This window comes from Epibacterium ulvae (genome assembly GCF_018678075.1).
In the GTDB taxonomy this organism is placed as follows: domain Bacteria; phylum Pseudomonadota; class Alphaproteobacteria; order Rhodobacterales; family Rhodobacteraceae; genus Epibacterium; species Epibacterium ulvae_A.
The window spans coordinates 82,307-94,918 of record NZ_JAHHIR010000028.1; the positions used below are offsets into that span (position 1 = coordinate 82,307).

The following is a 12,612-nucleotide window of genomic DNA, read 5'->3' on the forward strand; positions in this document are numbered from 1 at the left end:
TAACAACGGCCAATTGGCCATATATACATCGGGGCTCCTCCTCCCTTTGCTCCGATGTAAATAAAGCGACGGCACCTCTCCTCCTCCCTGGTGTCGTCGCGATCCAACAACGGCCAATTGGCCATAAATACATCGGGGCCTCCTCCTCCCTTTGCTCTGATGTAAATAAAGCGACGGCACCTCTCCTCCTCCCTGGTGTCGTCGCGACCTAACAACGGCCAATCGGCCATATATGCGTCAGGGCTCCTCCTCCCTTGCTCTGATGTTACAAAGAACGGTGGCACCCTCCTCCTCCCTGGTGTCACCGTTTTTTTGTGTCTGGATCCATGAGATTGAACGTGGCTTTGCGGGCTGGGAACATGGCGACACCCTGCAAAGGGTCGCAAGCAACACGTGTTCAACCGTCGCGCGAAGATCTTTCCGCTGCTCTCTAGAAAAACGCGGAAATATCACAAATTCAACATGAGACAAAAAAGGCGGCATCTTTCGATACCGCCCCTTCCAAACAGCCATGCAGTGCGCGTCAGAACGGAACGTCGGAGTCTGCACTAACAAAGCGTGCGACCACCTTCTTGAGGCCGGCTTTCTCGAAATCAACTTCAAGCTTGTCGCCCTCGATCCCGACAACTGCGCCATAGCCAAACTTTTGATGGAACACCCGATCCCCTAATGTGTAGGCCGAAACCGCACTCAGATCGATCACCTGATTTCGGCTTTCCTTGGGCTGTGACAAGCCGTGCTCACCGATTCTGGCCTGCATCCGCTTCCAACCGGGAGAGTTGTAGCCATCCGCCTGGGATACTTTTTCATCGATTGTTGAACGCGGCGATGTAGGCGCCGCAGCACCGTATCCGCCGCCGTACAAGCCGGGCGGGGTGAGGACTTCGACGTGTTCTTCGGGCAGCTCATCGACAAAGCGGGACGGCAATTGCGATTGCCATTGACCAAACACCCGACGGTTGCCCGCAAAGGAAATCGTGCAGACTTCCTCGGCGCGGGTGATGCCCACATAGGCCAGCCGCCGCTCTTCTTCGAGCCCTTTGAGACCGCTTTCATCCATTGAGCGTTGTGATGGGAACAGGCCATCTTCCCAGCCCGGCAGGAACACTGCGGGGAACTCCAAACCCTTGGCCGCGTGCAGGGTCATGATGCTGACCTTCTGCTCGGCGTCCTGGCTGTCATTGTCCATCACGAGGCTGACGTGTTCCAGAAACCCTTGCAGATTTTCAAAGCTTTCAAGGGCTTTGATCAATTCCTTAAGGTTCTCCAGACGTCCCGGAGCCTCAGGTGTTTTGTCGTTTTGCCACATGGTGGTGTAGCCACTTTCATCCAAGATGGTCTCGGCCAACTCCATATGGGTCATATGCCCATCACCGGCCATACGCCCCCAACGACGCAGATCGTCGACCAAAACGCGCAGAGCCGCGCCGCCCTTGCCTTTGATCAGTCCGGCCTCAACCGCCAATCGTGCCCCTTCCACCAGGGACACGCCATTGGTCCGCGCAACGCTTTGAATGGTTTGCTGCGCTTTGTTGCCCAGCCCGCGTTTCGGCGTGTTGACGATCCGCTCAAACGCGAGGTCATCATCGGGTGAGGTCACAACCCGGAAATAGGCCATCGCATCGCGAATTTCCAAACGTTCATAAAAGCGTGGACCGCCGATCACACGATACGGCAGTCCAATGGTCAGAAACCGGTCCTCAAACGCGCGCATTTGGTGGGATGCCCGGACCAGAATCGCCATCTTGTCCAGATCCATCGGCCGCATGCCACGGCTGCCGCGTTGAATAGATTCGATCTCTTCCCCGATCCAGCGCGCCTCTTCCTCGCCGTCCCAGTGGCCGATTAAGCGCACCTTTTCGCCTCCAGTCGCCTCGGTCCAGAGTTCTTTGCCCAAACGACCCTGATTGCCCCGGATCACATTGGAGGCGGCGGCAAGGATATGTTCGGTTGATCGGTAATTTTGCTCCAGCCGAACCGTTTTGGCGCCGGGGAAATCGTTTTCAAACCGCAGGATGTTACCCACTTCGGCCCCGCGCCAGCCATAAATCGATTGGTCATCGTCGCCCACGCAGCAGATGTTGTGATGGGCGCTGGCCAGAAGCCGCAACCAGAGATATTGCGCGACGTTGGTATCTTGGTACTCGTCCACCATGATGAACCGAAACCAGCGTTGGTACTGGGCCAGAATGTCCGGGTGCGTTTGAAAAATCGTCACCACATGCAGCAGCAGATCACCGAAATCGACCGCGTTCAGCTCCAGCAGACGGCGTTGATATTGCTTATAAAGTTCCGGCCCTTGGTGATTGTAGGCACCCGCGTCCGCAGTTGGCACTTTCTCCGGTGTCAGCGCACGGTTCTTCCAATCGTCGATGATCCCGGCCAGCATGCGGGCGGGCCAGCGTTTGTCATCGATCCCATTGGCCTTGATCAATTGTTTGAGCAGGCGGATCTGGTCATCTGTGTCCAGAATGGTGAAATTCGACTTCAGGTGCAGCGCAGGCCGCGCCTCTTCGATCACGCCATCGCCGTCTTCGGCGCTAATCAGCTCTGCATGGCGGCGCAGCAGTTTCACGCAGATCGAGTGAAAGGTTCCAAGCCACGGCATCCCCTCGATCGCCTGCCCCATCATCGCGCCGACGCGGTTCTTCATCTCGCGCGCAGCTTTGTTGGTAAAGGTCACCGCCAACACTTCGTTCGGACGCGCGCTGTTGGTGTTCAGCAAATGCACGATCCGAGTGGTAAGCGCTTTGGTCTTGCCGGTGCCCGCGCCGGCCAGCATCAGAACCGGCCCCTCCAGACATTCAACAGCCTCCCGCTGGGCCGGGTTCAGCCCATCCAAGTAAGGCATCGGGCGTGCGGCCATCGCACGGGCGGAAAGCGATGCGCCTTCAAAGGCGTCCATTTCGTCAAAGCTGCTCATGCCCGCGATCCTAACGTGATTCAGTCAAAGCGGAAAGAGGATGTTCACAGTCTGTTCGCGCATTTTACACGGATCTCCAAAAATTTCCCGCGCTTTGGGATAGCTGCGCCGCAATTCCCCATCCGCATCGGCAGGCTGGCACTACCAATGGGTGACGCGCTTCCACGGATGCGCATGACACATATCGCCCGCTCAACCCTAATCTGAATGACATGTAATGTCTGACGCCAGAATGCTGTGCGTGCGCGGCACTCGGGCGAGTTATGGGAGTATGCTGATGCACCGATTGATTTATCTGAGCCAAACCACCCGCCCCATGTCGTCCTTGGAAACCGGTCGATTGATCGCAAAAGCGCAAGCGCGAAACGCCAAAGCGGGGCTGACGGGCATGCTGGTTTTGTTGCAATCCCGCTTTTTGCAAGTGCTGGAAGGGCCCGAAAATGCGCTGGCGCAGTGTTACGGCAGGATCCAACAGGACAAGCGCCACAGCCATATGCAGTTGTTGCAAAGCACCCCGATAACGCAGCGCGCCTTTCCCGACTGGAAGATGAGCCTGTTTCACCCCGAGCAACTGCCAGAGCAGGCAAAGGATGCGGCCCTGTCAATTGACGCGCTCATTCCCATGAACAGCCCAGATCGCGGCGATGACCCCGAGGTGCGGGCCGTCGTGCGCCAGTTTCTTGCGAGCTTCAAGCGGATGGCGGCGGCTTAACCCCCCGCCATAAGTAGGGCTTTGATCTGGACAGCCCGGAAAATCCGATGACTATGCCCCATATGGATTTAGATCAACGTTTCCCAGCGCTCAGCGATCTGCGCAGGCGTGCGCAGCGCCGCTTGCCGCGCTTTGTTTGGGAATACCTCGACAGTGGTACAGGGGTCGAGGCGACCAAACAGCGCAACCGGCGCGCACTGGATCGGATCGGCTTTGTGCCCTCAGTTCTGCATGGCCCGCTCGAGTGTGATGTGTCGACACTCTGGCTGGGCGCGTCCCTACCTTTGCCAGTTGGAATGGCACCAATCGGCATGTCCGGGCTGATCTGGCCCGATGCCGAAGGCCATCTGGCGCGCGCCGCGCGGGAGGCGGGCATTCCCTATTGTTTGAGCACGGTTGCGAGCCAATCCCCCGAAGACCTTGCCCCGCATGTGGGTGATCAGGCCTGGTTCCAGCTCTACCCGCCCAAAGATCCCGACATTCGCCAAGACATGCTGGCCCGGGCGAAATCAGCCGGATTTGGGACATTGGTTCTGACACTGGACGTGCCGGTTGCGTCGCGCCGGGAACGGCAAACCAGATCGGGCCTGACCCAGCCGCCTCGTTTGACCCCGCGCTTATTGGCCCAGATCGCCACCTGCCCTGCCTGGGCCACTGGCATGGCGCGCCGGGGCATGCCGCGGATGCGTACGCTCGATACCTACACCACCTCCCCCATGATGTCGCGGTCCTCCACGGCTCATATCGGATACCTGCTGCGCACCTCACCTGACTGGGACTATGTCACGTGGCTGCGCGACAATTGGGACGGCCCACTGGTAGCCAAAGGTGTCCTGCGGCCCGAGGATGCGACCCGGTTGGAGCAGATCGGCTGTGACGCTCTTTGGGTGTCAAACCACGCCGGGCGTCAGTTTGATGCGGCCCCCGCAACGATTGAAGCGCTGACGCAGATCCGTGCTGCCACCGATTTACCCCTGATCCTGGACAGCGGTGTGGAGACCGGCTTGGACATTCTGCGCGCCTTTGCGCTGGGGGCGGATCTGGTCATGATGGGGCGCGGCTTTCATTTTGCGCTCGCGGCTTTGGGCCCGCGCGGGCCTGCTCATTTGATCGATGTTTTGAAGAAAGATCTCTTTGCCAACATGGGCCAACTCGGCGTCGCGACCCTGCCTGAGGTGCGACAGGCCCCCCGGTTTGAGTTGGATTGACACCAAACAGATCACCAGAGCGGATTGTATCGAACTTTGTACCCAACGCAAATATGATCAAATCACGTCAACGCGCAAAGAGTTACCTGCATCAATGTTAACGCTATCTGCGCTGATTTCCTTTGCAAAAACTGCATTGATTCGAGGCGCGGTGACCGATTTTGCGCTAACTGTTGTGCGTTGCCATCAAAATTTTGCGAATTCCCCCCTCCGAAATGTCTCGATACATTTTATTTGCCGCCGGTTAAGTGCCTTATTTCTGGGGCGAAAGTCGCAAATAGGCGGGAAAATACCTAAAAATACGAGTATACCCCACTTCATTCTCCGCCTAACACTCTGCGCAAACCGACTTGACCGGGGGAAGACATGACGGATTTTTCGAAGATACTGATCGCAAACCGCGGAGAGATTGCGATCCGGGTTATGCGCGCTGCAAACGAGATGGGAAAGAAAACCGTCGCTGTTTATGCTGAGGAAGACAAGCTGGGCCTACACCGGTTCAAGGCGGATGAGGCCTACCGGATCGGCGAAGGCATGGGCCCCGTTGCGGCTTATCTTTCGATTGATGAGATCATCCGCGTAGCCAAAGAATGTGGCGCGGATGCGATCCACCCCGGCTACGGACTGTTGTCTGAGAACCCCGATTTTGTCGACGCCTGCGCGCGCAACGGCATCACCTTCATCGGCCCCAAGGCCGAGACCATGCGCGCCCTGGGCGACAAAGCCTCGGCGCGCCGTGTCGCGGTTCAGGCCGGCGTGCCGGTGATCCCGGCAACCGAAGTGCTGGGCGATGACATGACCGCAATCAAGAAAGAGGCGGGTGAGGTCGGCTATCCCCTGATGCTCAAAGCGTCCTGGGGCGGTGGTGGACGCGGTATGCGCCCCATCTTGTCCGAGGATGAGCTGGAAGAAAAAGTGCTGGAAGGCCGCCGCGAAGCCGAAGCCGCCTTTGGCAACGGTGAGGGCTATCTGGAAAAGATGATCACCCGCGCCCGCCACGTTGAGGTGCAGATCCTGGGCGACAAACACGGTGAAATCTACCACTTGTTTGAACGTGACTGTTCCGTGCAGCGCCGCAACCAGAAAGTCGTTGAGCGCGCCCCTGCCCCCTATCTGACCGAAGAACAACGGACCGAGATCTGTGAATTGGGTCGCAAAATCTGCGCTCATGTGAACTACGAATGCGCAGGCACCGTCGAATTCCTGATGGATATGAACACAAGCAAGTTCTACTTCATCGAAGTGAACCCGCGTGTGCAGGTGGAACATACCGTCACCGAAGAAGTCACCGGCATCGACATCGTGCAAGCGCAGATCCTGATCGCCGAAGGCAAGACAATTGCCGAGGCCACCGGTAAGAACGCGCAGGATGAAATCCACCTGAACGGTCACGCCTTGCAGACCCGGGTCACCACCGAGGACCCGCTGAACAATTTCATTCCCGACTATGGCCGCATCACCGCGTACCGCTCGGCCACCGGCATGGGCATTCGTCTCGACGGCGGCACCGCCTATGCGGGCGGCGTGATCACGCGGTACTATGACAGCCTGCTGACCAAGGTCACCGCCAAGGCGCCAACGCCTGAAAAAGCCATCGCTCGTATGGACCGCGCTTTGCGTGAATTCCGGGTGCGTGGCGTGTCCACCAATATCGCCTTTGTTGAGAACCTGCTGAAGCATCCGACCTTCTTGTCCAATGAATACACCACCAAATTCATCGACGAGACGCCGGAGCTGTTCCAATTCGCCAAGCGCAAGGACCGCGGCACCAAGGTTCTGACCTATATCGCGGATATCACAGTGAACGGTCACCCCGAGACCGAAGGCCGCGCCAAACCCGCTGCCGACCTAAAAGCGCCCCGCGCGCCCAAGGTCGACAACAGCGCGCAACCCTATGGCACCCGCAACCTGCTGGAGCAAAAAGGCGCACAAGCTGTCGCCGATTGGATGAAGGCACAGCGCCAACTGCTACTGACCGACACCACCATGCGCGACGGGCACCAATCGCTGCTGGCCACGCGTATGCGATCACACGACATGATCAAAGTGGCCCCGGCCTATGCGCAAAACCTCAGCCAGCTGTTCTCGGTTGAATGCTGGGGTGGTGCGACCTTTGACGTGGCCTATCGCTTCCTGCAGGAATGCCCCTGGCAGCGCCTGCGCGATCTGCGCGATGCCATGCCGAACCTGATGACCCAGATGTTGCTGCGCGCGTCAAACGGCGTGGGCTACACCAACTATCCGGACAATGTGGTGCAGGAGTTTGTGCGCCAGGCGGCTGTCACCGGTGTCGATGTGTTCCGCGTCTTTGACAGCCTGAACTGGGTGGAAAACATGCGCGTCGCCATGGACGCTGTGGTGGAGAGCGGCAAGATCTGCGAAGGCACCATCTGCTACACCGGTGATATCCTGGATCCGGCTCGCGCCAAATATGACATCAAATACTATGTCGGCATGGCCAAAGAACTGGAAGCTGCAGGCGCCCATGTTTTGGGTCTCAAAGACATGGCGGGCCTGTTGAAACCGGCCTCGGCTCGGGTACTTGTCAAAGCGCTCAAGGAAGAAGTAGGACTGCCGATCCACTTCCACACACACGACACCTCAGGCATTGCCGGGGCCACCATCCTCGCCGCTGCTGACGCAGGTGTCGATGCGGTGGACGCAGCCATGGACGCCTTCTCAGGCGGCACTTCGCAGCCTTGCTTGGGCTCGATCGTCGAAGGGCTGAAAAACACCGACCGCGACACCGGGTTGGACATCTCCAAAATCCGCGAGATCTCTGGCTATTGGGAGCAGGTGCGCAGCCAGTATCTGGCCTTTGAAAGCGGCCTTCAGGCGCCCGCGTCCGAGGTCTACCTGCACGAGATGCCCGGTGGTCAGTTCACCAACCTCAAAGCACAGGCGCGGTCTCTGGGCCTCGAAGAGCGTTGGAGCGAGGTCGCCCAGACCTATGCGGATGTGAACCAGATGTTTGGCGATATCGTCAAAGTGACGCCGTCATCCAAAGTGGTTGGCGACATGGCCCTGATGATGGTCAGCCAGAACATCACTCGCGACGAGGTCGAAAGCCCCGACACTGATGTGGCCTTCCCCGACTCTGTGGTCGACATGATGCGCGGCAACCTGGGCCAGCCCCCCGGTGGCTTCCCTGAAGGTATCGTCAACAAGGTTCTAAAAGGCGACGCGCCAAACACCGCGCGCCCCGGTGCCCATCTGGAGCCTGTCGATCTGGAGGCCACCCGCGCCGAGCTGTCGGCAGAGCTGGAAGGCTTCACCGTCGATGATGAGGATCTGAACGGCTACCTGATGTACCCCAAGGTCTTCTTGGACTACATGGGACGCCACCGCCTTTATGGCCCCGTTCGGACGCTGCCGACCAAGACGTTCTTTTACGGGATGGAGCCGCGCGAGGAAATCGCCGCCGAAATCGATCCCGGCAAGAAACTGGAAATCCGCCTGCAGGCCATTGGTGAAACCGATGACAAAGGTGAGGTCAAAGTCTTTTTTGAACTGAATGGCCAGCCCCGTGTGATCCGGGTGCCAAACCGCAAAGTTGCCGCCACCCAGGCCGCAAACAAAAAAGCCGAAGCAGGCAATGCCAACCACATCGGTGCACCGATGCCCGGTGTCGTCGCCTCGGTCGCGGTGCAGCCCGGACAAGAGGTCAAAGAAGGCGATCTCCTGTTGACGATCGAAGCGATGAAAATGGAAACCGGCATCCACGCCGAACGTGACGCAACCATCGCTGCCGTCCATGTTCACGCAGGCGGACAGATCGACGCAAAAGATCTGCTGGTTGAGCTGGAGTAAGGTCGCTTCAAGAACACACTCCCCCTCCTGTCCGGAGGGGGACAGCTTCAAACGGCGTGATGCCGACAAAACCTGAAGCCCGTTTCAATGTTTCCGCGTCCTAAAGCAGGCCTGCAGGCACAGACGCGAAACCTAGAAACATGCACCCTTCCTTTACGTTCATTGCTCCATATTCACGTCAGGACTTCGCTTTTTTAGGAAGAAAAGCAGGCGTCACTGCATCTGATTGCTTCTTTAGGGCTTCAGATCATTGCGATCACCCGCAAGGAGGGTGGCAAAAATTATTTGGACGCCCAATATTCGCAGCAAAACATACGACATAGACCTACTATATTAGATCCAAGAACAGCTTATGAACCTATTTCTGCATATGCCGAAATGTGCTGGCACCTCTCTGCGCGAGATGATCGCACAAACAGAACCTGGTCGATTGATAACTGATTATAACAGTCACTTCAGGCTTCCGCCCGCGGAACGCGCGCAGCGATTGGGGGAACTGTTGCGTCACCCGCAGAACCTCAGCAGGCACGCGATTGTCTTCGGCCATTTTTTTCCCGTCAAATATCTCGGCGACAATTTGCTAAGCGCTGAGAATTCAAATTTGGTGACTATCTTACGAGGCCCGCTTCAAAGGGCCTATTCCCATTACAAATTCTGGAACGCACTTCAAAACGTGGACCATTTCATTTGGAAGAAAATGAAGACCGAAAATTGGAGCTTTGAAGAATTCGCGCTAAGCGACGAAATGAAAAGCATTTACGCGCAGTACCTCGCCCATACACCACTAGGTGCGTTTTCATACATTGGTGTTTACGAGAACTTACAGAATTCGATCTGGAATTGCCTGAACGCCCTTGGTCTGTCTCAAGTTGCAAACGAAGAGATCCCTAAGTCGAACGTCACTCCGGGCAAGGGCGAATTCAAAGCCGACCCAGGTTTCTTGAGGGAGTTTCGCGCTTTCCATCACGAAGACTATTTGATCTATGGCTATGCACTGGCAAAGTTCCACCAATAGCTTCCCTGCGCAAGGCTGCTCTTCGTACCAAGCATGATTGATTAGAAAACGTGTGCAGTGCTCGCCCGACCGCTGGCAAAAGGTAGACAAAACAGCAATACAGCGCAGGGCTCACAATTTTCAGGTATCGGCGCCTTTTCATGCATTTTACCCTTGCAGCCCTGCCCAGCTTTGCCTAGTAACCGCGTCACCGAGACGGAGTGCGGGCGTAGCTCAGGGGTAGAGCATAACCTTGCCAAGGTTAGGGTCGGGCGTTCGAATCGCCTCGCCCGCTCCATTCGGACAAACAAGCCGCCCGATGGGCGGTTTTGTTGTTTTTACCCCCTCCCTCCCTTGATCAGAATCGCCGCAAGCGATAGGAACAGAGGGCGAACAATGATCACCCTGATCCAGAACACAAGAACGAGGCAGGATGCTTACATCGGTGGAACTTTGCGCGGGTGCAGGCGGCCAGGCTTTGGGATTGGAACGGGCGGGGTTTGACCACACCGCACTGGTTGAGATTGACAAACATTGCTGTGCAACCCTGCGCCACAATCGCCCCCAGTGGAACGTTCTGGAAGAGGACGTCCGCGATTTCAAAGAGCGCACTGGCGACTACAAAGGCATCGACCTTCTAGCAGGCGGGCTGCCATGTCCGCCTTTTTCGGTTGCTGGCAAACAATTGGGCGAAAAGGATGAGCGCAACCTGTTTGACGATGCGATGGAAATTGTCGACGCCACCCGCCCCCGTGCGGTGATGATCGAGAATGTGCGCGGCTTTCTGGATGCGGTTTTCCTAGATTACCGAGAGAAGCTGAAAAAACAACTGTCCAAGCTCGGCTATGAAACCGATTGGCGGCTGTTGAATGCGTCAGATTTTGGTGTGCCCCAGCTGCGGCCACGTGTGGTGATCATCGCCCTGCGCAAAGAGTTCTCCGGCCAATTCGCCTGGCCCGACCCGCTGCCCCACAATCCATTGACCGTTGGCGAGACTTTGATCGACTTGATGAAGGAACGCGGTTGGCGCGGCGCTGATGCCTGGAAAGAACAGGCCAGCGAAATCGCGCCCACTATCGTCGGTGGCTCCAAAAAACATGGCGGCCCAGATCTGGGCCCAACCCGCGCCCGTCGCGCCTGGGCTGCTTTGGGCGTCGAAGGGCGCACGATCGCCAACGAAGCGCCAGATCCCTTTCACAACGATATGCCTCGCTTGACCTGCCGCATGGTGGCGCGCATTCAGGGCTTTCCGGATGACTGGCACTTCTCCGGGGCAAAAACCAATGCCTATCGCCAGGTCGGCAATGCCTTCCCGCCCCCCGTCGCAGCAGCGGTGGCCAAACAATTGAGCGCGGCAATTGCCCGCCCCAACTTGCGCAGCGTCTCTGCCTAGGCTCTGCTGGGCACGGTTGCGCTTTAAGTATTTGGAAAAAGATGAAAAGCCCGACCGCCGCTTTCATCTTTTCGAAAATACTTACAATGACCCCTGAGCCACAGGTGAGGCCTTTCTGATGAAGCGCAGTCTTCCGCCAAGTGATCTGACCCGGTCGCACCCCGACTTTGACCGCCTGACGGCGCTGTCGAAGGAAATCACCGCCCGCGCCGGAGGACCGTTTGAGCTGGAGCGGACGTTTCCCCAAATGCTGCGCGACTGTATCGACGCGGTGATCATGACCACAAAGACCGGGCGGCGCAGCTATGAAGAGCTGGAGAAGACCGAAAAGACCTATATCGGCACCCGGGTTGAAATTGAACTGCGCGCCTTGCTGCGATTGCGCAAGGGGCGGCTGGATACGGAAATCCTCGGCCAGGACGTCGATATCAAAAACACCATGGGCAGCAATTGGATGATCCCGACCGAAGCGGTGGATCAACCCTGCATTCTGGTCGCCGCCGATGAGGCACGGGCTTTGTGTTATCTAGGCCTCATCGTGGCGCGCCCCGCCTATCTGACTGTGGGAAAGAACAAGGATGCCAAGCGCAGCATCTCGGCCGGAGGCTTCCGCCACATCTTGTGGCTGTTGAAGGAGCAGCCCTACCCAGCGAATTTCTGGCGCAACGTCGCGCCAGAGGCGGTTGATAACATCTTTGCCGGTCACTCCGGCAATGCGCGGATGGCGGAGCTGTTTCGTCAACTGCAAGGTCGATCCATACCCCGCGATGTGATTGAGGCCGTGGCCAGGCAAAAGGACTTCACCCGCCGCATTCGCAAGGATAACGGTCGCGGCACGCGGGACATCCTGGAACGCGAAGGTCTGGTCCTGATGGAGGGGCGCGCGGACGAGCAGTTGATTAGGGCCTTTAACCTGCCTGACTGCGGGCCAAGCAGCTTTATCTCGTTCAGGCCTTCCACCGTGGCAGATCTGACCTTGGCGCGGCAGGCGGGATTTGACGCGCTGCCGAACCTTACGCAGAGCTGACTTTGTCTTCACCGACAAAGCGCTATTTTTTCTCACCGAAACAACATTTTCCTCTTGCGCTCCTGCGCGTGCTTTCGTAAATCCCGCTCACCGAAACGGAGTGCGGGCGTAGCTCAGGGGTAGAGCATAACCTTGCCAAGGTTAGGGTCGGGCGTTCGAATCGCCTCGCCCGCTCCATTCGGAAATTTCAAAAGAATCAACAGGTTGCCAGGCAGATTAAATTCGGCTTGGCTTGGCGTTCTTATCTGTCGCTTAACATTGTGTGCGACAAAAGTTCTGAATTCATTCACCACAATGCACATTTGATGTTGCAGCCTGCGCGCCCATCGCTTATTCAATCTCTCACCGAAACGGAGTGCGGGCGTAGCTCAGGGGTAGAGCATAACCTTGCCAAGGTTAGGGTCGGGCGTTCGAATCGCCTCGCCCGCTCCATTTGGTTCAAAACAACCGCCCAATGGGCGGTTCTTTTGTGATTGGCCGATCCATTTCTCCACGCCTCGATAATTTGATCAAATTTCCTTTGACCCTCCAGGCATTCACGTGAA

At 57.4% G+C, this 12,612-nt stretch carries 7 protein-coding genes and 3 tRNA genes; 9 read left to right on the forward strand and 1 reads right to left on the reverse strand.

The genetic code is table 11. The features are described 5' to 3' along the window. Positions 1-523: 523 nt before the first annotated feature. Positions 524-2,923: an ATP-dependent helicase gene (locus KMP13_RS07490; RefSeq protein WP_215265226.1), complete on the reverse strand. Its 2,400-nt coding sequence runs from the start codon at positions 2,921-2,923 to the stop codon at positions 524-526. Between the two features lie 277 nt (positions 2,924-3,200). On the opposite strand from KMP13_RS07490, the gene KMP13_RS07495 reads away from it, so the two are divergent. From KMP13_RS07495 to KMP13_RS07535, 9 genes are all read left to right on the forward strand, one after another. Further along, positions 3,201-3,635 (forward strand): BLUF domain-containing protein, encoded by a 435-nt coding sequence (locus KMP13_RS07495; protein WP_215265227.1) that lies wholly within the window; start codon positions 3,201-3,203, stop codon positions 3,633-3,635. Positions 3,636-3,688: 53 nt separating this feature from the next. Continuing rightward, positions 3,689-4,843 carry an alpha-hydroxy acid oxidase gene (locus tag KMP13_RS07500; RefSeq protein WP_215265280.1) on the forward strand — a complete coding sequence of 385 codons (1,155 nt, stop codon included), beginning with the start codon at positions 3,689-3,691 and terminating at the stop codon, positions 4,841-4,843. A 366-nt stretch (positions 4,844-5,209) separates the two neighbouring features. Continuing rightward, positions 5,210-8,653: a pyruvate carboxylase gene (locus tag KMP13_RS07505; RefSeq protein ID WP_215265228.1), complete on the forward strand. Its 3,444-nt coding sequence runs from the start codon at positions 5,210-5,212 to the stop codon at positions 8,651-8,653. Positions 8,654-9,005: 352 nt separating this feature from the next. Then, entirely contained in the window at positions 9,006-9,668 is a 663-nt protein-coding gene (locus tag KMP13_RS07510) for a hypothetical protein (protein WP_215265229.1), read from the forward strand. A 202-nt stretch (positions 9,669-9,870) separates the two neighbouring features. Then, positions 9,871-9,945, forward strand: a tRNA-Gly gene (locus KMP13_RS07515). 135 nt (positions 9,946-10,080) lie between these two features. After that, on the forward strand, positions 10,081-11,040 hold the full coding sequence (locus tag KMP13_RS07520) for a DNA cytosine methyltransferase (protein WP_215265230.1): 960 nt from the start codon (positions 10,081-10,083) through the stop codon (positions 11,038-11,040). A 118-nt stretch (positions 11,041-11,158) separates the two neighbouring features. Next, a complete protein-coding gene (locus KMP13_RS07525) occupies positions 11,159-12,067 on the forward strand; it encodes a NaeI family type II restriction endonuclease (RefSeq protein WP_215265231.1) in 909 nt (302 codons plus the stop codon). A gap of 102 nt (positions 12,068-12,169) precedes the next feature. After that, positions 12,170-12,244: transfer RNA gene (locus tag KMP13_RS07530), tRNA-Gly, on the forward strand. Between the two features lie 180 nt (positions 12,245-12,424). Further along, positions 12,425-12,499, forward strand: a tRNA-Gly gene (locus KMP13_RS07535). Positions 12,500-12,612: the final 113 nt, after the last annotated feature.

What these genes read in the sequence shown, in the direction of transcription:
- KMP13_RS07520 (WP_215265230.1), top strand. Translation starts at nt 10,081, where the DNA reads ATGCTTACATCGGTGGAACTTTGCGCGGGTGCAGGCGGCCAGGCTTTG.
- KMP13_RS07510 (WP_215265229.1), top strand. Translation starts at nt 9,006, where the DNA reads ATGAACCTATTTCTGCATATGCCGAAATGTGCTGGCACCTCTCTGCGC.
- KMP13_RS07525 (WP_215265231.1), top strand. Translation starts at nt 11,159, where the DNA reads ATGAAGCGCAGTCTTCCGCCAAGTGATCTGACCCGGTCGCACCCCGAC.
- KMP13_RS07490 (WP_215265226.1), bottom strand. Translation starts at nt 2,923, where the DNA reads ATGAGCAGCTTTGACGAAATGGACGCCTTTGAAGGCGCATCGCTTTCC.
- KMP13_RS07500 (WP_215265280.1), top strand. Translation starts at nt 3,689, where the DNA reads ATGCCCCATATGGATTTAGATCAACGTTTCCCAGCGCTCAGCGATCTG.
- KMP13_RS07495 (WP_215265227.1), top strand. Translation starts at nt 3,201, where the DNA reads ATGCACCGATTGATTTATCTGAGCCAAACCACCCGCCCCATGTCGTCC.
- KMP13_RS07505 (WP_215265228.1), top strand. Translation starts at nt 5,210, where the DNA reads ATGACGGATTTTTCGAAGATACTGATCGCAAACCGCGGAGAGATTGCG.